Origin of the sequence: Pseudomonas mediterranea CFBP 5447, from assembly GCF_000774145.1 — a bacterium.
GTDB classification, from domain to species: domain Bacteria; phylum Pseudomonadota; class Gammaproteobacteria; order Pseudomonadales; family Pseudomonadaceae; genus Aquipseudomonas; species Aquipseudomonas mediterranea.
This window is the reverse complement of the sequence record NZ_KN322987.1, coordinates 1,009,892-1,029,914: the sequence shown is the minus strand read 5'-3', so window position 1 is coordinate 1,029,914 and position 20,023 is coordinate 1,009,892. Positions and strand designations below refer to the sequence as shown.

Here is a 20,023-nt window from a genome sequence, read left to right as displayed (position 1 = left end):
TCACTTTCTGTTGACAGAGTCGCGGTTTGAAATCAATCTGTACTCATTGCGTACAGACTGTACGCATAACGTACGCTATTTTGTGGTGCTGATGCAAGCCCAAAAACGCCGTGTCTACCATTGGCCTCAAGGCTAAAGCGGCAAACACATCTGAAAAACCAGGCCATGCGAACCCCTGCGGGCCTCAAAAAAAGGTATCAGTAATGGTTAATCAGCGTGTCAAAACTGTGATTGAAGATCTGGAAACAACTCTGTGCGCCTTTATGCGTAAGCATCAAATCTCCCATTCTGAGTACCGGGCGGCCACGGATTTGATCATTCAGTCCATAAAGCTTGGTGAAGAGTCGTTGTTGTTTGACGTTTTCTTTGAGGCCGAAGCGAGCGACATCAGCAATAACGAGCGCCAGGGCAGTCCTGAAGCTATTGAGGGGCCTTTTTACCTCAGGGGTGCCCCGCAACTGTATCCGCCATACGTGATGCCTCAGCGTGATAATGAGCCAGGCGAGCTCCTTTTTTTTAAAGGTGCTATCACTGATCTCGAAGGTAATCCGGTGCCAGAAGCGGAACTTGATTTGTGGCATGCGGACGCGTTGGGGCTTTATTCCAATATCCACCCGGGAATTCCAGACTGGAATCTGCGCGGACGCTTTTACGCAAACAAGCAAGGGCAGTATGAAATTCAGTCAATCTTGCCGCCACCTTATGAGATCCCAAAGGCGGGCCCTACGGGTGCGGTGTTGAGCGCGCTAGGGCGGCATTGCTTCAGGCCGGCACACCTGCATGTAAAAGTCAAACACCCTGCCTTCGGTGAGATGACTTCACAGTTGTACTTTGAGGGCGGTGAATACCTTGACAACGACGTGGCCAGCGCAGTCCGCGATGGCCTGGTTGCGAAACTGGTTTATCGAGATTCTGCTGAGGACCTTGCTATTCGTGGGCTGACGAAGCCGTATTATGAAGTAATCTACGATTTCGTCCTGTCTGCGGTGCCTGGTAAAACTGCTACAGAACGAACAATTTAGGCAATAACGTTATTTTGAATGTGCAGACGTTGGTTGAGCATGCCTCTTGCGGTTGAGTAATCCTGAGTAGTAAAGAGTCCGGCTCACTATATGAGGCTATAGATGAACATTGAACCGTTTTACCTGAAGTCGATAACGACCCAATGTCTAGATCTGCCCTTATTACAACCGATCAAGATGTCGTTCGGCAATGTTGAAAAATTGAACGTCGTACTGATCCGGGTTAGGGATCAGGAAGGCCGAATGGGAATCGGCGAGGCATCAGTGTTAGGGGGGCCATACTGGGGAAGCGACAGTGTCGAAAGCATCCAGGCGGTCATCGAGCGTTATATCGCGCCTGCGCTTGTGCGCTTCCCAATCACCGGCATAGAGGCGACGTCTACGTTCTTGAGTCGGCTTATACGGGGTAACGGGCCGGGACGGTCAGGCGTTGAGATGGCGGTGCTGGATTTGTTAGGTCGCAGATTGAACACCTCAAGTATCAATTTATTAGGCGGTTGTTGCAGATCGCAGTTGCCTGTCGCTTGGACCCTTTCGACTGGCAGCTTGGAAGGTGATGTGGAAGAGGGGGAACGTGCGATTCTGGCGCGCGGACATCGTCGCTTCAAAGTCAAGTTGGGGCGTGAAAATATTGCCGCAGATGTAGCTCGTGTAGCCGGTATTGTAGACGCTTTCAACGGTAGGGCTACTGTAATTGCGGATGTTAACCAAGGGTGGGATCTAACTACCGCGTTAAGGTATTTACCTCAACTGCAGGAGGCCGGGCTGGAGGCGATTGAGCAGCCGCTGCTGGTCAATGATTTGGAGGGCGCGGCGCGTTTGGCAGGTATGCTGCATATGGATGTTATTGCCGATGAGGCTTTAACAGATTCCACTATTGCTTTTTCTCTAGCAGCGCGGCGTGCAGTCACTGCATTCGCTTTGAAGCCCAATCGCGATGGTGGAGTGGTGAACTCTCGGCGTCTTTCGTGCATCGCTCAGGCTGCGCGAATCAAGCTTTATGGCGGTACCGCTCTTGAAACGTCGATTGGTACGGCGGCCAATGCCTTGCTATATGGCAGTTTACCTGAGCTGCAACTTGGGAGTGAGCTCTTTGGTCCTCATCGAGTGCGTGATGATCTAACCTTAAAATCACTCACGGTTGTGGATGGAATGTTGCAGCTGCCTGATGGTATTGGGTTGGGTGTTGAGTTGGATGAGGATCGTATCCTGGATTTAGTGGTGGCCGAGAAAGATTGCGCTAGTCGTCGGCCTTGACGTAGCTGATAAAGCGTGCGGCGGGTTCAAAAAACACACCTACTCTAAAATCAAAAATAAATACGATTGACCAAAGGTCAGCCTATTCATATGAGTGTGCGCGTCAGCTATGTGATAGCCAGTAAATTTCGACTGATGGCGTTGTTTTCATGTCGAACCTTGTTAGAGGGCAAGAACAACCAGTAGCCTATTCAAATTTCATCTGTAAAAGGTAGGGGTAGGGACTGCGGGCCTGACATATATGATTAGCCTCGCCTGTGGCAGAAAGAGTGTTTGTATAGTAATTCTGACTTCTTCAAGGCTCTGTGCTCTTCCTATGCGGTGGTGATTGCTCAAGGTGAATAGAAGCGAAATTTTTTACAGTGAAGATAAAAACACAACAACGCAGGTCTTTTATCACATAGTGCGTCCAAACCGGTGTTGCGGAATTTTGGGGTTGACATGTCAAGACGGATTATACCGCTTTGCAGCGGCAACTTATACAATAGAGGATAAACATGACCAACGTAATGAAGGACGGTTTGGGGCGACAGATTGACTACCTGCGGATGTCGGTGACTGATCGTTGTGATTTCCGTTGTGTATATTGCATGCCGAAACGCATGACCTTCCTGCCACGTCAGCAGGTGCTTACGCTGGAAGAATTGCTGCGTCTGGCAAAGCTGTTCGTCGGGGCAGGCATAAGCAAAATTCGGCTTTCTGGCGGCGAGCCGTTGATTCGTCCGGGGATAGTCGATCTGTGTCGCAATATCGCTGCGTTGCCCGGTTTGCGTGAACTTGTGATGACCAGCAACGGCTCACAACTGGGCAGCCTTGCCCGGCGATTGGCTGAGGCCGGGGTCAAGGGGATGAACATCAGTCTTGACAGCTTGGACGAGCAGAAATTTCGAGCTATTACTCGAAACGGAAATCTCGTTCAAGTGCTGGAAGGCATAGAGGCGGCACGGGATGCGGGGTTTGAGCGGTTAAAGCTCAACTGCGTGGTGATGAAGGGCCGCAATTTTGATGAAGTCCCGGCGTTGGTGCAATACGCCATTGATCGACGTATTGATATCAGTTTCATTGAGGAAATGCCATTGGGCGATGTCGGGCGCTTCCGGGGCGAATCATTCTGCTCCAGTGATGAAGTGCTGATGTTGATCGCCAGCCATCATCGGTTGCTCGACAGCACTGAAAGCAGCGGCGGCCCCGCACGTTATGTTCGCTTGGAGTGCCATCCTGATACCCGGATCGGATTTATTTCACCTTATAGTCACAACTTCTGCGGCAGTTGCAATCGGGTCCGTACGACCGTTGAGGGTCAGTTGTTACTCTGTCTCGGTCAAGAGAACGCGCTGGATTTGCGCAGTTTAATGCGTCGTCATCCGCAAGAAGATCTGCCTTTGATCAGCGCGGTGCAGCAGGCGTTGCGCGGCAAGCCGCGGGGTCACAATTTCAGCTCGGAAGGCGCGGTACAAATTGTGCGGTTTATGAACATGACCGGAGGCTAATGATCGACGCCGCTTCCAGAAATAATCGAACGGTATTTTGCCACAACGAAATCTTTAAAGTTCTCGAGAGGATTCATCGTGGCGGCGCGATCAGCTATATAGCGACGGTTGCGGGCCCGAGCGTTGAGCAGCCAGTGGTCGAGGTCGCGGATTTTGTAGTCGTTGGGATAATGCACGCTGCACTCGTACGCTGCGCCGCTATCGTTCACTCTATATGCGCTTTGCAGAGCTGATGTGGGCGTGACGCCTGCCAAATACTTGTTTGCTGAATCGAAATCTGTACCGGCCGAGCTATTCTCGAAATGTCCGATAAGGTGCGGTTGTTGTCGTTTAGTCTTGCTGTAACAATCCATCAATCGTCCGCAAGCAATGATTCAATCCCGGCGACCCATCGCCCATCCGCCGACTGAGAATGATCGGTGAGGTCGCATTGTCTTCCAGTAGCGGCGTGAAGCCGATGTCGTCGCGGTGCAGCAACTGCACCGAGGCCGGCACCAATGTGACTCCGATCCCGGCCCCCACCAGACCGATCGCCGTTTGCAGCTCATTGGTCCATTGCGCTACATGGATGCTCACTCCGTAGGATTCGAACAACGCAATAACGTGATCGGCGTAGCTGGGGCGTGGGTTGCCAGGGTAAAGCACAAAGGATTCCCTGGCCAAGTCGCGCAGGCTGATGGGGGCGGCCAGCAATGGATGTCCGGCGGGCAGGGCGGCAACCAGACGATCCTCGGCCAGTACGGTCTGCACGATAGCCGGGTCGTCGATACGGATGCGTCCGAAGCCGACGTCGATACGTCCGGCCTTCAGAGCTTGCACCTGTTGCAGCGTGGTCATTTCCGAAAGTCCTAACTCCAGTTCCAACGGCTCGCCACTACGCAACCGGCGGATAAGTTCCGGTAGCACACCGTATAGCGTTGATGGCGCAAAGCCGATACCCAGCCAAGTTTTCTCCCCGAGACCGATCCGCCGCGTGTTGTCGCAGACCTTGCCAAGTTGCTCCAGCAGCGCACTCGAATGCTCATGAAAAAAACGCCCGGCTTCGGTCAGCCTCAACGGTCGTCCACGTTCAAATAACGGCACTCCGAGTTCGACTTCCAGTTGCTGGATCTGCCGACTCAGGGGGGGTTGGGCTATGTGCAAGCGCTCTGCGGCGCGGGTGAAATTGAGGGTTTGAGCCAATACATGAAAATACCGCAGGTGACGCAATTCCATGGAGCCTCCGGCTGCAGTTGATTTCATACCTTGCAGGTATGGATCCAGACCAATTCTATATTGGCACCGGAAAAAAAGTCGTACGAGAATCGATTCCAGACTTCAAGAACCTTATGGGTATTGTAATGATAGTAACCGCCATTGAATCGATAGAGACGGTCATTGTCGATCTGCCGACCATCCGCCCACACAAGCTGGCGATGCACACCATGCAGAAGCAGACCCTGGTGATCATTCGCCTGCGGTGCGCCGACGGTGTCGAAGGTATTGGCGAATCCACCACCATCGGTGGCTTAGCCTACGGCAGCGAAAGTCCTGACAGCATCAAGACCAACATTGACAAACACTTCGCGCCACTGCTGCTGGGCCAGAATAGCGCCAACGTAAATGCCCTGATGTTGCGCCTGGAGCGCAGCATTCGTGGCAACACGTTTGCTAAATCCGGCATAGAAACGGCCTTGCTCGACGCTCAGGGCAAACGCGTTGGGCTGCCGGTCAGCGAGTTGCTAGGCGGTCGCGTTCGCGATGCCCTGCCAGTGGCCTGGACACTGGCCAGTGGCGACACCGACAAGGACATCGCCGAAGCGGAGAACATGCTCGACCTGCGTCGGCACCGCATCTTCAAACTGAAGATCGGTGCCGACGAGGTCAACCGGGACTTGGCCCATGTAATTGCGATCAAGAAAGCGCTTGGTGACCGCGCCAGTGTACGAGTCGACGTCAATCAGGCCTGGGACGAAGCTGTCGCATTGCGTGCCTGCAGGATTCTCGGGACCAATGGCATCGACCTGATCGAGCAACCCATCTCGCGTAACAACCGCGCTGGCATGGTTCGCCTAAATGCCATGAGCCCGGCACCGATCATGGCCGACGAATCCATCGAGTGTGTTGAAGATGCCTTCAACCTGGCCCGTGAAGGTGCCGCTTCGGTGTTCGCCCTGAAGATCGCCAAGAACGGCGGCCCACGCGCCGCTCTGCGAACCGCTGCAATTGCCGAAGCTGCGGGAGTTGGCTTGTACGGTGGCACCATGCTCGAAGGCAGCATCGGCACCCTTGCGTCTGCCCAGGCGTTTGTCACGCTGAACAAACTGGCATGGGGCTCCGAGCTGTTCGGGCCGCTGCTGCTGACCGAAGACTTGCTCTGCGAGCCGCTGATCTATCGCGATTTCGAGCTGCAGGTGCCGAATACTCCGGGGCTGGGGCTGAGCCTCGATGAAGAGAGCCTGGCGTTCTTCCGCCGCGACAAAACCTCTACTTCCATTCATCTAGCTTGAGGAGAGCTTTATGCTGTTCCACGTAAAAATGACCGTGAACCTGCCGGTCGATATGAATCCTGAAGTGGCGGCCAAATTGAAGGCTGACGAGAAAGCCCTGGCGCTGCGTCTGCAAGATCAAGGCAAATGGCGTCACCTGTGGCGTATTGCCGGGCGTTATGCCAATTACAGCGTGTTCGATGTCGACAGCGTTCAGGAACTGCACGACCTGTTGATGCAGCTACCGCTGTTCCCTTACATGGCGATTGAGGTCGACGCAATGTGTCGGCATCCATCTTCCATCCGCGAGGATGACCTCTGAACCCAGCCTGTTCAGTTTTGCCAAGCTAATAATTACAAGATGAGGAATCACCATGAACGCCAAAATCTCCCTCACTGCCGATGCGCAGAAGTTTCTCGAAGAAGTCAGCGGCCTCCACAACGATGGCGGTAACCCGCGTACCAAGGCTCTTGTCTACCGCATTCTCCGTGACTCGGTGAAGGTCATTGAAGACCTGGCCGTAACCCCGGAAGAATTCTGGAAAGCTGTCAACTACCTCAACGTTCTTGGTGCGCGTCGGGAGGCCGGGTTGTTGGTGGCTGGGCTCGGCCTGGAACATTACCTTGACCTGCTGATGGATGCCCAAGACGAGCAGGCCGGTAAGATTGGCGGCACACCGCGGACCATCGAAGGTCCCTTGTATGTAGCCGGTGCACCGTTGTCCCAGGGAGAGGCACGCCTTGACGACGGTCTCGATCCAGGTGTGACATTGTTTATGCAAGGCCGGGTATTCAATACCGCCGGCGAGCCTCTGGCTGGGGCGGTGGTGGATGTCTGGCACGCCAACACCAGCGGTACATACTCCTACTTCGATAATGCACAATCGGAATTCAACCTGCGCCGCCGTATCGTCACTGATTCTGAGGGCCGCTACAAATTCCGCAGCATCGTACCGTCGGGCTACGGCTGCCCGCCGGACGGCCCAACCCAGCAATTGCTCGATCAACTCGGCCGTCACGGCCAGCGCCCTGCGCACGTGCACTTCTTTATCTCCGCGCCCGATCATCGCCACCTGACCACCCAGATCAATCTCGATGGCGATCAATACCTATACAACGATTTCGCCTACGCGACCCGCGACGAGTTGATCGCAAAAATCACCTTCTGTGAAGATCAGCAGCGCGCCGCGGTATACGGCGTCAGCGGTCGCTTTGCCGAGATCGAATTCGATTTCACTTTGCAGCCGTCCGCCCAGCCTGAGGAACAGCAGCGCCATAAGAGGGTTCGCGCACTTGAAGATTGATTGCATTGGTTGCATGGAAATAGGGCAGTCGTGGCACCAGCTGTACGTCGACAACTGCTCTGTCGCCACCGCACCAACGGCAAGGGTTAAGAGCTGGCCTTCCCAAAAGGCGCCGGGAACTCTCGGTTAGTGCGTTCGCTACGATGCTCGAAACACAACCCCGAAGGAAGCTTGCATCTGTGGGCGTATTCTGATTAGAAAATTGCCGGGAGTGGTCTGCTCAAAGGCAGGTCCGTGCATAAACATCCAACTGAGGACTGCGCAATACCACCACGTCAAAATTCTGGATAGGTCATGGAGGACGACCTCGACTGACGACGTTCCCGTCGGTCAGGGTTCAATGAACGCCAACTCGGCTGATACCGAGTCGCTCAGTAACTGCCTTTTGCGTTCTTGATACTCCCAAAAAACAAGTCCAGAATTAAGTCTTTTTCTGCTACGGAAAAAAATAAACCCCTTATGTTTCAACGAGTCGGACACCAGATGCGAGTCTCGTTTCCCGCTCCAAGATTCAAAAAAAGCCACTCAGATGAGTGGCTTTTTTTTGTGCGTGACATTTACGCAAAGTTGAGCATCGTGTTTCTGGTCGTGGGTCTCGAGAGTCCGGTCGGGTCCAAAACCCGCCGCTTCAATGGGTCACCGAGTCGGCTGACAGCGAGGGCGCTCAGGTTGAGATGTAGAGGCGGGCGCCTTACCTTCGCTGTTCATGGCCAGTTAAGCCTTTGGGCCAGGTAGTTGATCAGTCATTAGGCAAGTGCAGTTGCACTTCCATGGCGTCATGAAGAAGTCGGACGACCTCGATCACGTCGTCGTTTGCCACGCGATAGAACACGATATGGCGCGGGCTTTTGACCGTGCCATGGGTTTGTTTGGCCTGCTGACGTGAATAGATGAGGTGATAGCTGCGAAGGCCCGGCGCAAGCTCGTCACGGTCGTGGCTGCCAATGCGATAAGGTGTGTCGGCAATCGCTTGCAGCGCCGCGAGGATCAGTGCCTGGTAGCGCTGCCGTGCTTGATTGCCGAACTGCGTTTGGGAGAGCCTGAGGATGTCGACAATGTCGGCGCGCCGCGTTGGAAATTCGATACTGTGGCAGGCTCAGTGTTTATCTCTCGCGGGGATCGTTGCCTCCAGGCTCAAGCCCTCGAGGTAGTGCTCCAGATCCCCTTCGTTCAAATGAGTAAAACGCCCGTGCTCAAGGTCCATGATGCCGATCGAGGTCGCCTGACGCAGGGCCTCAATTTTGGCGGTGTCTTCGGCGATGCGCTGCTCCAGTAGACGTAAACCATCTCGCATCACTTCGCTGGCATTCTGATAACGGCCGGACTGCACCAGGTCCTGGATAACCTGTTCCTGGTGAGGGGTGAGCACAACGTTTCGGGTCGCCATAATTAGCTCCAGCTCTGGGCAAACAGGTTCTTTCGATCGTTGGCATATTTTGCCATTTTGCCCGTGAGCACATAGTTTGGGATTTGTATCTGACGAACTGTGTCGTACGGGGGGCATCCTTCGTGCCGAACAGCGCGTGAAGGCTTCGGACGCAATGGCGCCATGCCCGAACCTCAGTGTGCAGCCTTGCAATCCGTAACAGGATGATTGTTGTTTAAACGCGACATCATGGAAGCCCGTCTTCGCGACCCTTCTAGGTGTAAACCTTATTCAGGACTAGACATATAATTTACGTGCTGAAACATCTTCTGAGCGTTTTTGATCAGTCGCAGTTGCAAATCCAAGGTGTCCTGGAGGAGGCGAATGGCTCGAGCTGCAATCAGAGCTTTGGCTTGACCACACAGCTTGGTAAGAAGGTACAAACTTTTCTGGCAGAAACGGTGGCATGACTCCCGGGCCGCGCACAACATGGGCGACCCAGGCAAACAGTATTTCACTGCCGAGTCTGATCCTTGGTTCTTAGGCGTTCCGGTAAAGCCCAATACAGCAGGGCTGCTGCCAGTAGACTGGTGAAGCCAATCACATAGAGTGCTGGGGTGGTGCTACCGGTTAAATCCTTGATGTGACCCACCATGACTGGGCTGACAATGCCACCGAACTGACCCATGGTATTGATCAGGGCGATCCCTCCTGCAGCGCCGGCCCCGGCCCCTGCCAACAATTTGGGCGGTAAAGCCCAGAACGCCGGGATCGAAGCGATAATGCCTGCACCCAACAGCGCCAGGGCGCCGATCAAAAAAATCGTGTGTTGTGCGAAGATACCGGCGCTGAAAAAGCCGAGCGCACCCAGCACGACCAAGCCGCACGCGAACTTGCGTCGCTCCCCGCTGATATCCGAAAGTCGACCGATGACCAACATGCTGATCGCACCGCAGATGTAGGGCACAGCAGTCAACAAACCAATGATGACAGGACTTTGGGTGCCGGCACTGCGTATCAGCTGAGGCGCCCAGAAGTTCAGTCCATAGGAAGCCACTTGGATCAAAAAGTAGATCAAGCCGAGCATGAGGAAGCCAGGAAGCTTGATCGCCGCCAAGAGCGAGCCATGCTTGTTGGCTTCGTGGCTGGAAATATGCCGGGCCAGCAGCGCCTTCTCTTCAGTCGTCAGCCACGTCGCATCCTGCACACGGTCCTTGAGCGTCCGCAGCACGACCAGGCCCAATAGGACACAGGGAACGCCTCCCAGCAGGAACAGCCAATGCCAGCCACGTAAGGCGAGGACACCATCCATATGTCCGAGCACCAGACCGGACACTGGAGCACCGATCAGGCCCGCGAAGGCAGAGGCCAGGAAGAGTGTGGAGGTGATGCGGCCACGGTAGCTTTGCGGGAACCACAGAGTAAGGTAGTAAAGCACGCCAGGTGCGAATCCTGCTTCCATGGCGCCAATCACGAATCGCAAGACATAGAACTGCCATTCGGACGTAACGAAGACCATCAAGGCAGTGGCGACGCCCCAGGACATCATGATCCGTGCGATCCACCGTCGTGCACCGACCTTGTAGAGCATCATGTTGCTCGGCACTTCGAACAGTACGTAACCCACCACAAACAGCCCGGCGCCCAAACCGTAAGCCGTGTCGCTCAAGGACAGGTCGGCCTGCAGTTGAAACTTGGCGAAGCTGATATTGATACGATCAAAAAAAGCGAACAGGTAGCAGATCATGATCAGGGGCATGATCCGCCAGGCGACTTTGCGCACGACCGATTTTTCAGCATTGACATCGTCGCCGAGGCTGCCGGCAGAGGTTGTGGATACACTCATTTCAATCTCCAGATAGGCTTCCGTTTCGGAGCCCGATTGTTTTTGTAGTCTGGACAACGACCAGGATTTGCGCGCAAGCACATCGCTTGCGCTGGCGAATCGTCAGAGGGGCAATCCGGCAGGCGTCGGATGGAGATCGCAGTTGCGACCGGCCTTGACCAGTTGGCCAGGCAACTCATGGCCGAGTAGTGCGGGAAGCTTGCGTGACTGGTCCAGCAGAAGGGGCAAATCGATGCCCGTCTCGATACCCATCTCATGACACAGGTTCACCAGGTCTTCGGTGCAAATGTTGCCGGATGCTCCGGGGGCAAAGGGACAGCCGCCCAGACCACTCAGCGAGGCATCGAAACGGCGGGCACCGGCCTCATAAGCCGCCAGGACATTGCAAAGCCCCAGGCCGCGGGTGTTGTGGAAGTGCAGGGTCAGCGCAGATGGAGCAACCCGAGTGAGCACGCGCCGGACAATCCGATGGACCTGGCGAGGATTGGCCATGCCCGTGGTATCCGCGAGGGTGATGCCGGTAACGCCAAGGTCCATGTACGTCTCGACGATGTCCAAGACCCGGTCTTCGTCGATGACCCCCTCGAACGGGCAGCCAAAAGCGGTGGCGACGGTCGCGTTAAGCAGGAGGGAGGTTTCTTGGGCCAATTGCACAATGTCGACGAAGGCGGCAAGCGACTGCTCACAGCTCATGCGCATGTTGGCGCGATTATGTGTCTGACTGGCGGACATTACCATGTTGATCTCATCAGCCCCCGCCTGGATTGCCCGCTGGGCACCCTTGAGATTCGGTACCAGAGCGGTATAGATGACGCCTGGCTGCCGCTGGATGCCGGAAAAGACCGCTTCGCCGTCTCGCAGGGCGGGAATTGCCTTGGGCGACACGAACGAACCCGCTTCGATACGCGAGAAGCCGGCCAGCGACAACGCGTCAATCAAGGCAATCTTGTCCGCCGTCTCGACCCACACCGGCTCGATCTGCAGGCCATCGCGAGGGGAAACTTCCTGCACGACAAGACGCTGGGAATAGTCAGTGATCACTGCACGACTCCTTCAGCCTTGAAGCGCTGGATCTGCGAATCGCTGAAACCCAGTTCGCCGAGAACGCCCTCGGTGTGCTGTCCGAGCGCAGGACCTTGCCAGTTCACCTGACCAGGGGTTTGTGAAAGCTTCGGTACAATGCCGGGCATCATCACCTCGGCACCGTCGGGCAAGGTGGCATCGAGAATCATGTCGCGAGCTTGGTAATGGGGATCGGCAACGATGTCCGCCACCGAGTAGATGCGGCCGGCAGGAACTTCAGCCTGTTCAAGAGCCCTCAACACGTGCTCGATCGGGTGGCTCGTGGTCCAAGCTGCGATCGCCGCATCGAGCATTTCACTTTGAAGCGCGCGGCCATCGTTCTGCGCCAGGTCGTCACGTGCGGCAAGGTCAGCCCGACCGATGGCCGTCATCAGGCGCTTGAAGATCGGGTCGCTGTTGCCGGCGATCACCACGTAGGCATTGTCGGCTGTTGGGTAGGTATTGGAGGGTGCGATGCCCGGCAAGGAGCCGCCCGTACGCTCACGAACGTGCCCCATCATGGCGTACTCCGGTACCAGGCTTTCCATGACGTTGAACACACTTTCGACCAGCGATACGTCCACAACCTGCCCCTCACCCTGGCCTGTCTTGACCCGAAGCACCGACATCAGCGCCCCGATCACCGCATGCAGCGAAGCGAGCGAATCACCGAGGCTCACCCCGACCCGCGCCGGTGGGATGCCAGGCGTACCGGTGGTGTAGCGAATACCTCCCATCGCCTCGCCAATGGCACCGAAGCCCGGTCGATCGCGGTAGGGGCCCGTTTGGCCATAACCGGAAATGCGTACCAGCGTGAGCCTGGGGTTCAGTGCATGCAGTACATCCCAGCCCAATCCCAGCTTTTCCAGCGCCCCAGGACGAAGGTTTTCGATAAGCACATCGGCGCTTTCGACCAATTGCTTGACGATGTCGATGCCCTCAGGGGCTTTCAGATTGAGCGCAAGGGACTTCTTGTTTCGCGATTGCAAGTACCACCACAGCGAAGTGCCTTCATGCATCTTTCGCCATTTGCGTAGGGGGTCACCATGACCCATCGACTCGATCTTGATCACCTCCGCACCAAACTCACCGAGTAGGCGTGCTGCAAATGGAGCGGCGATTAACGTACCGATTTCAATGACGCGAAGGCCGTTAAGGGCAGTCATGGGGATGTAGCCTCGTGTTCTTGGAATTTGATCCAAGCCTAAGAGAGGCCAACCACTCGCTACCAACCGTAAATTTGGAACGAGTCTTCGCGAAATACGAAGACCGCGATTCAGAGCCCTTGAAGATGCCTGTACAACAACTTGCTAACCGGCGAAATTGCGTCCTCGTTCCGGATCACCAGCAGCATGCTGCGAATGGCCCAATCATCTTCCAGTGCCGCCGCCTTCAAGCCCAACGACCGGCCAATAAGCTCGAACGCCTTGCGCGGCAGCACTCCGATGCCCAGGTCAGCCTGGACCATCCGGCACACCGCGTCGAACCCCGGCACATGGATGCGAAGCCGCAGCGCTTTTCCGCAACTGCGTGCGGCCGCGTGGGTGCGCAGATTGATGAAGCTGTCGGCGTGCAGGCCGACGTGATCGAAGTCGAGCGTCTCGGCAAAGGCGATCCGTTCTCTTGCGGCCAGACGGTGTTCCGGGCGCATGACCACGACCAACTCATCCTGGCGGTACGGCACCGCGTGAAGCCCTTTGATTTCTGTATCCGCAGAGCAGATCCCGATGTCGGCCACCCCATCCAGAATACCTTTCACCACCCCGGCACTGGGGCGCTCTTCCAGATTGATCTTCACTTGCCCGTGATCGGCAATGAACGCCTGTAAGTCCTCCGGCAAGAACTCGATGATGGCGGAGATATTGGCGAGCATACGAACATAGCCACGTACCCCGTGCAGGTGCTCGCCAACATCGATACTGATCTTTTCGACATCGGTCAGAATCCGCTTGGCGTAATAAAGCAGGGTTTCGCCTGCGGCCGTCAGCTCCATACCCTTGGCGTTGCGCTCGAACAGCTCTATACCAAGGGCCTGTTCCATGTCGTTCATACGCTTGCTCGCCGCCGAAAGCGCGATCATCTCCAACTCCGCTGCTCGGGTCAGCGTACCCTCCTGATGCACGCTGACGAACAGCTGGAGGGTGATGAGGTCGAGCCGGCGGATGAGGTGTTTCTGGAGCATCGGGATAAGCTCAAGCTGTACAACGGTTTAGGAAGCCGAGGTTACACTTCTGCTGGCCCTTTTGTCCTTGAGTCTTACCGGCTAACCACAGATTACGCGTATAGGTGGGTGGCGGACCTACAAGTTCCGGTGATAAACCGAACCGCCCTCATTAGAGCGGTTTTTGCGTTATTCAAACGGCTTCGCAGATACATGCCGTATTGACCCGCTCACATGCGCCGTCGAGTTTGCAGGCCTGGCAGGTCCGACAACCGTTTTACGCACGCTGGCCAGGCCTGGGGGTCTCAGGAAGCCGTCGATGGCGCCTTTTGTGCCAGTAACCGCGCAGTTGAGCGGGTAGTTGCCTTGAGTCAAATTGCAGACTCCATGCAAGGTAAGTGGTGATGCGATCTTCCATCGCTCTTTGCAAACTGTCGTCCTTGGTAATTTCGAGCAGATCTAGTCCCGCTGTGCCGAGTGCTGTGATAGCCAGGGTAAGCAGGCGGTCATCCGCTCCCAGGCGGTCGATGTAAGTCAGTAGTGCGCTTGACCGATCATCTCCCTGGAGCCTCTGGATGCTCGGATAACACCGAAACAGGTCTTCGATCACAGTGGCCCAGGTGTCAAAAGGATCCGAGCAGACGTGGGCGTGGAAGGCGGCCTCGAAGACCGCCGACCACAGCTCGGCCATCTGCGCCGTAAGGGCTGGCGGGGCGTCTGGGCTCGTGCCTGCGCGGATCATGGCAATGCCCACACCTGCGAGGAACAGACTTGGGACGCCTAGGTTTTCCTGGGCGGCCTGCCCCAGTCGATCACGTCTGAGCATCGAGGCGAAACGGTTGAATGCTACTCGCCATCTATCGGCTAAAGACTTCTTATCGCTTAGATAGAGATTTGCAACCAACGTATGCTGCCAACTGTATTTGTACCCGGTTGAGGAACCGAACTGACTGCGGGCAGTAACCAGAAGGCTTTCGAACGCTTCGCGTAAGTCCGCTGCGACGGGCTTTTTTTCGTGTAGTAGTAATGCGATAAAAAAATGAAAGTAAGCTCGCTCGTCTTCTTCGTCCGCTAAAGTGATCAGTTTGAGATCTTGGAGTCCCATTTTCAGTGGCTGCACGGGAGATGAGATTAGCGTTGCTGCTGGAAACTCATTGTTCGCCAACTGAATAATGCATTCATCGATGAGCGTGTCGGTATATTTGGAGGCCCAGACCCGGTGAAGCGGCCTCAACAGGTGGACCAGCCAGTTCACGCAGAGGTAATAACCGTCGGGACGAGCGAGGAGTACCGACAGAATCGAACGAACCTTGATTCTGATTTCGTCGAGATCTGCCATAGGCTCCGCTCTTCCTGATGGGTTGCCCAGGTCCTGCAGATACCGGAAGGCAACCTTGAGTAGCAAGGGAGCCAGCATGTTTCGGTTCCAGTTGCCCTCGTCACTCTGGGTGTTCGGGGCACTTGCTAGCAACACAAGTAGATGGTCGAAATCATAGCGGATGTCGTATGTGTAGAGCATGTCCGCTGCAATTGTCGGAAAGGTGAGCTTCTCGGCCATTTGCAGGAAGCGTTTTGCATCGGCATGACGGGCAGCCATTAAAAGAGAAAGCACTTCTGGGTGCAGACAGCTCATTCCCCAGGCATACAGATGCCAGAGTTCGTGAATGTCCGTTTCCTGATGCCATCCCTTGAGCATGTCCATCCGATCTTTATGACGGAAGTGGCCCGGATCCGCGTGGAGCCGATTCTCATAGGCAATGAGTGATTCAAAGGCGTCCCAGAGTTGATGATCCGTAGACGCAAGAGCATCCCGGGTCGCTTCAGTGAAGCCGATGGTAAGTAGATAGTCGTATCTGGCTAGCAATGCCACTGGCACGATATCGGTAGTGAACTGAGCGCGTGCAAGCAGTGCGTCCCCCAGGGCAAGGCCGACGATTCGGGCTTCGCCACGCTCTGCGCTATTGTGCATCAGACTCTGGAGCATGCTGTGAATCGCGTGATTCGACCGCTCTGGCAGGTCTAGATCGTCGAGTACTTGTTGGTGCAGCAGGCTGTGATCGCGCAGCTTCTCTGGAATGTCCTCGGTGTCGCCATCGAGGTTGGCGAGAAACTGGCCCAGCAGTTCGGCAATGGCTCTTCGGACGCCGGGGACCCAGGGCTGTTCGCAGAGCGCGCGTGCCAATTCATCCTCTTGAACACATCGATTGACGTGATAATCCGTTTCAACAATGCGTGGATCGATCATGGCGCTTTCTCCGTTTCGACACCTATCTCAGTTGTTTTTCCAGCAGGCTTCAGAACAGGTCGTTGCGCTGTCGAACAGGGGGGGGATATGCCAAGCGATCCACGCTTGAGCTTGCGTGCCCAACGGAGCAGTTTGACGAACTTCGAGCACGGGGCGGATTCGCGCGTCGCCAGGCGATGCTGCACCCAGTCATCCAGAGTTTTGGTCCGTTCCGGGTCATGCAAAACTTGGCTGATCTTGTCGATCACCGGCTCAGGTGCCGGGAGTTTAATCATCATGCCGGCACGTTCGCCGAGCGAATTCAGTGAGTTTCCGGTAAACCAGACATCGTTGTCGATTACCAGAAACCGGTCATGCACCGTTGGCATGGAGCCCGTCATCACGCGTACTTTGATGTGCTTCATGTCATCTTTGGATGTATTGAGCAGCATGGCCTCGCCGGCTTCCTTGTCCTTGTAGTGCTCGTCAGGCCTGGTCAGTGCGGTGCTCGCGCCGGTGAGGATCGTCACTTCGGTATTCAAATACGCCGTGGCGGCGGCGAAACTGAAAAGCTCCGCCGTGGCGAAGTATGGGTCGATGATCCATACACGATGTTTGGCCTCACCGATCAGGTGGCGAACGAAGCTTGTGGCCTCTTCCTGGTTGCGATGCAACCACTTTTGCCCCAGGTCTTCGGCGGCCGATGTTCTCTGGCGGTCGTACTGTCCTTTACGCAGTCTCGCCGGGATGCCGTTAGTACGAGCAGGTTTTCCCATCACACGCTCCGAAACCCGCTCGCGGATTGCAACGTTGAATGAGAGTCCGTCCTTGCCGGGGACTTGGATCGTTTTTTGAGTACCGATGACCTCCAGACCGAAGTTCATTTGTGTGTAGTAGCTACGGTCTTTTTTCCACGCCAGTACGCCCCGTACCGGGCAACGAATGAACAGCTCGAACTTTTCAGCTGTCCCGGCGTGAGGTATTTCCAGATATGAGCCTTCGGCAGTGACCGTTTGTATGGCGCTTATCCCTGTAGGCCGATGCTCCAGCATCATGACTTCAAGGCCTCTGGCCGAGTGATTATGTCTCGGTGACAATCGCAATACGGTTTTTTCTGCGCCCTGGTCATCGACATGGAGTCTGATCTGCATGTCACGCAAGACCGGATTCGGCAAAAGCAGGTGTACCGAGCCGAATTGTTCAGGATGACGCAAGAAGTCGATGCCCATCTCGCTGCACAGCCATGCAACTGCTGCCGGCTCAGTGTCGTAGAGCTGAGATATCATGGGGGGGCAGTCGCGAGGCATCAGGTGGTGCACGCGAAGTGGTCCTTCCACGTCACTGACCGCGACGAAGTCTTCCGTGGCAACCAGGTGTGGCCAGGACGGTTCGGGGAACAGCCTCTCGTGCAGCAGTGGGTAACGTTGCTCATCGCCCATCAGCAATTGCACTCCACCAGCGAGGCAGTCGCGATACCAGTCCCGCGCCTGTTTGGCGGTCACGACATAGCGGCGGCGCACCAATCGGCTGCCGCTCTTCATTTTTTTGACCGGGTAGCTGGTCGGCGATTCTTCGGCTGGGGCACCAAGTTCTGTAGGGAACAACTGTGCAGACGCAAATACCAGGTAACAAGCACCGTTGTGAAACAGGCATGTCATGTCGACGACGGCGTGCTGATAGTCGTCGTCGAGGATGGTCGCATTTGGGGCGATGGTTGACATCTTATCCTTGTCTCCCTGGATGATGGTGTCCTATGCCCTGATAGGGCCAGTGATGCATATATGCCATCAGTGCGGCAGAAGCAAGTAAATGCAACATCACGGCAGGTCATCGCGTTGGCGTGGTCGAGGTCCACATAGGTGGATAGCGCCTCGACCAGCGCCAGGATTTCTGCGCCTGTTGCCGTCAGGTTTATCGGGCCGTGATCCTCATGGCGCTGATACTGCGATAGTTCATCCGACAGGATCGTACCAGCGGATAGGTTGTTCAACGCTGTAGAGCGTACTCTTCAACGAGACGCCATAGCAGCCTGCCCATTGGGAGGCGGTAAATATCGCTATGGGCACCGCCGCCAGAGCCGGGGGAATTGAACTGGGTGATTCCTTCAGAGGCGTCAATATAGCTAATCTTGCTTGGGTTGGCGGGCGACATCGAGCAGTCCTTGCCGTCGGACTTGCACAGGCTGAAGCTGCCTCCAGGTGTTGCAGATGTATCACTGGCTTTCAGGCATTCGAAAGTTGCTGCCATTGCCGAGTCAGAGGTGTTGCAGGCCAGTCTCCAAGAGCTGATCGAGCCGGAAGGATCGTACCAGACCACCATTCGCCCGCCTGCGGCGCCATCGTATTTCGACGCAGTAAGGGCAATATGGGTCTTGCTCAACTTGGCAAAGTCGCGATAAGGCGCACCTTCAATGCCTTTACCCACTATGAAGCGGTTGATGCTCACCGCACCTTGCAAACCCACCGCCAGATCCACCCGGCTGACAGGGATTGTTTGACTGGGCTGGAGAGCTGGCGAGCTGAATAATGCGCGAGTCATGGCCCGGGCTCCGAAGCTGTGGCCGATAGCGACTACTTTGGCCTTGCTTCCTGACGCATCGAGAGCGCCGGGTACGGTTTCGTTGATGAGTTTGTTAAGCCACGATAGGCCGATTTCGTCGGCGTCGTTAGCCTTGTTGCTATAGCTGAAAAAATTAGTGAAAGAATTGGACCAAAATGACGGCCACGTTACGCCAATCACCAGCGGGCGGAACTGACTATTTACGATATTCAAGGATTTGGGGCGAGTTGCCTGATCATCAATCTGAGCGCTTTGTGCTTCTTGCGCGGCGGCCATCATATTTCCAGTAATATCGTTGATGTTGCGAATAGCCTCATCCTGAGCGGTGTTCCAGCCCATCACGACAATTAGTACGTGGGTATATCGAGAGCTGCGCAGATCCTGAGTCAGGTTACTTTTCAGTGCATCGAGCGCCTTTGCGCTTTCGCCATACAGATCAGTGAGCAGGGGATTGATAACTTCCAGATTCTGGGCAGTCTTGCAGGCATGCCAGTCATTAATTTTCTTAAGATCGTAGTCTTTGCGTATGCCTGCCAGAGCATCGGCCGCATAGGCGTTGTAGACAAAACAGTGAGTTTTGGCCAGGTATGGGTCGCCCTGCACACTGTCGTCCTGCAATACTCCGTTTTGGAGAATATGCGAGACGAACATGGCCTTGCTGTCGAAGGTCTGGAATCGCTCGATGTGATGGATCGTATTGTATCGGCTGTCTTCCTCCCCGTTGAAATATGCCGTCTCGGAATGAACGAAGCGCACATTATCGTTAAACTTCGGTCCGCCTATTATCTCCTGTGGGCTTTTCTCCAGGGCTACCACGTAGCCAGGGAAGTGCAGCGCAGTGCCAGAAGGAAAGTAAAGCATGCTGTGAAATTTCACTGCGTCGCTGCTATCCAGCGACAGCGCGTCCTCATATGGAGCCATGACTCGCTCGGTCGAAATGCATCCACTTATTAAGGTGGGCAATACCACTGCGGCAAAAGCAGCCACTCCAGATCGCCAAGTTTTACGCATCATTTTTCTCCCTGAGCCGCCAAGCGCGGCATGATGTCAAAATGATTGTAGTCAGCTTCTTTCAGTTTTGGCGGCGGGGCTCAGGGGGTATCACCAGGCTGATGGCGAGCCTTTACCTGTCGCCAAACAGGGTCATTCATCGCTTCATATGCAGAACTTTCCGTTCAAGCGAAACGGGCCGTTGCAAAGCAATCAGCAAAAGCGGCCCGGCGGCTCGGCGGACACCCGGTTCTGCAGCCGATCGAGCTTCGCT

The 20,023-nt window shown here is 55.5% G+C and carries 16 protein-coding genes and 1 pseudogene; 6 read left to right on the top strand and 11 right to left on the bottom strand.

Translation table 11 applies throughout. The features are described from left to right. Positions 1-203 precede the first annotated feature (203 nt). From N005_RS24350 to moaA, 3 genes are all read left to right on the top strand, one after another. Positions 204-1,022: a dioxygenase family protein gene (locus N005_RS24350; RefSeq protein WP_052126466.1), complete on the top strand. Its 819-nt coding sequence runs from the start codon at positions 204-206 to the stop codon at positions 1,020-1,022. Positions 1,023-1,124: 102 nt separating this feature from the next. Beyond that, positions 1,125-2,279, top strand: a complete 1,155-nt coding sequence (locus N005_RS24345; RefSeq protein WP_052126465.1) for a muconate/chloromuconate family cycloisomerase — start codon at positions 1,125-1,127, stop codon at positions 2,277-2,279. Positions 2,280-2,776: 497 nt separating this feature from the next. Continuing rightward, positions 2,777-3,769, top strand: a complete 993-nt coding sequence (gene moaA, locus N005_RS24340; protein ID WP_047703526.1) for a GTP 3',8-cyclase MoaA — start codon at positions 2,777-2,779, stop codon at positions 3,767-3,769. Here moaA and N005_RS29565 read toward each other — a convergent pair. Continuing rightward, on the bottom strand, positions 3,766-3,945 hold the full coding sequence (locus N005_RS29565; protein ID WP_156789373.1) for a hypothetical protein: 180 nt from the start codon (positions 3,943-3,945) through the stop codon (positions 3,766-3,768). The two genes, moaA and N005_RS29565, sit on opposite strands and share 4 nt — an antisense overlap. Before the next feature lie 154 nt (positions 3,946-4,099). Further along, positions 4,100-4,984, bottom strand: a complete 885-nt coding sequence (locus N005_RS24330; RefSeq protein WP_047703524.1) for a LysR family transcriptional regulator — start codon at positions 4,982-4,984, stop codon at positions 4,100-4,102. Between the two features lie 125 nt (positions 4,985-5,109). Between N005_RS24330 and N005_RS24325 the strand changes: the two genes are divergently transcribed. Genes N005_RS24325 through catA form a run of 3 tightly spaced genes read left to right on the top strand, consistent with a single transcriptional unit; the run spans position 5,110 to position 7,541 of the window. Next, the gene (locus tag N005_RS24325) at positions 5,110-6,258 is read left to right on the top strand and encodes a muconate cycloisomerase family protein (RefSeq protein WP_047704138.1); all 1,149 of its coding nucleotides are present in this window, start codon (positions 5,110-5,112) and stop codon (positions 6,256-6,258) included. Between the two features lie 10 nt (positions 6,259-6,268). Further along, positions 6,269-6,559 (top strand): muconolactone Delta-isomerase, encoded by a 291-nt coding sequence (catC, locus tag N005_RS24320; protein ID WP_047703523.1) that lies wholly within the window; start codon positions 6,269-6,271, stop codon positions 6,557-6,559. A 52-nt stretch (positions 6,560-6,611) separates the two neighbouring features. Then, positions 6,612-7,541, top strand: a complete 930-nt coding sequence (catA, locus tag N005_RS24315; protein WP_047703522.1) for a catechol 1,2-dioxygenase — start codon at positions 6,612-6,614, stop codon at positions 7,539-7,541. Between the two features lie 739 nt (positions 7,542-8,280). Here the strand turns inward: catA and N005_RS28445 are convergent. From N005_RS28445 to N005_RS24270, 9 genes and pseudogenes are all read right to left on the bottom strand, one after another. Further along, positions 8,281-8,635: pseudogene (locus tag N005_RS28445) on the bottom strand (type II toxin-antitoxin system RelE/ParE family toxin). 2 nt (positions 8,636-8,637) lie between these two features. Beyond that, positions 8,638-8,928, bottom strand: coding sequence for a type II toxin-antitoxin system ParD family antitoxin (locus N005_RS24310; RefSeq protein WP_047703521.1), 291 nt, complete (start codon positions 8,926-8,928; stop codon positions 8,638-8,640). A 493-nt stretch (positions 8,929-9,421) separates the two neighbouring features. Next, positions 9,422-10,753, bottom strand: a complete 1,332-nt coding sequence (locus N005_RS24300) for an MFS transporter (RefSeq protein WP_047703519.1) — start codon at positions 10,751-10,753, stop codon at positions 9,422-9,424. A gap of 102 nt (positions 10,754-10,855) precedes the next feature. After that, entirely contained in the window at positions 10,856-11,794 is a 939-nt protein-coding gene (locus tag N005_RS24295) for a hydroxymethylglutaryl-CoA lyase (protein ID WP_047703518.1), read from the bottom strand. After that, positions 11,791-12,981 (bottom strand): CaiB/BaiF CoA transferase family protein, encoded by a 1,191-nt coding sequence (locus tag N005_RS24290; protein WP_047703517.1) that lies wholly within the window; start codon positions 12,979-12,981, stop codon positions 11,791-11,793. The genes N005_RS24295 and N005_RS24290 overlap by 4 nt, the downstream gene beginning before the upstream one ends. A 110-nt stretch (positions 12,982-13,091) precedes the next feature. Beyond that, the gene (locus N005_RS24285) at positions 13,092-13,997 is read right to left on the bottom strand and encodes a LysR family transcriptional regulator (protein WP_041021005.1); all 906 of its coding nucleotides are present in this window, start codon (positions 13,995-13,997) and stop codon (positions 13,092-13,094) included. Between the two features lie 256 nt (positions 13,998-14,253). Next, complete coding sequence (locus tag N005_RS24280; protein WP_047703516.1) at positions 14,254-16,221, bottom strand: hypothetical protein; 1,968 nt, start codon at positions 16,219-16,221, stop codon at positions 14,254-14,256. Then, the gene (locus N005_RS24275) at positions 16,218-17,921 is read right to left on the bottom strand and encodes a VPA1262 family N-terminal domain-containing protein (RefSeq protein ID WP_047703515.1); all 1,704 of its coding nucleotides are present in this window, start codon (positions 17,919-17,921) and stop codon (positions 16,218-16,220) included. Before N005_RS24275 ends, N005_RS24280 begins: the two co-directional genes overlap by 4 nt. Positions 17,922-18,186: 265 nt before the next feature. Beyond that, positions 18,187-19,773, bottom strand: coding sequence for an alpha/beta hydrolase (locus tag N005_RS24270; protein WP_047703514.1), 1,587 nt, complete (start codon positions 19,771-19,773; stop codon positions 18,187-18,189). Positions 19,774-20,023: the final 250 nt, after the last annotated feature.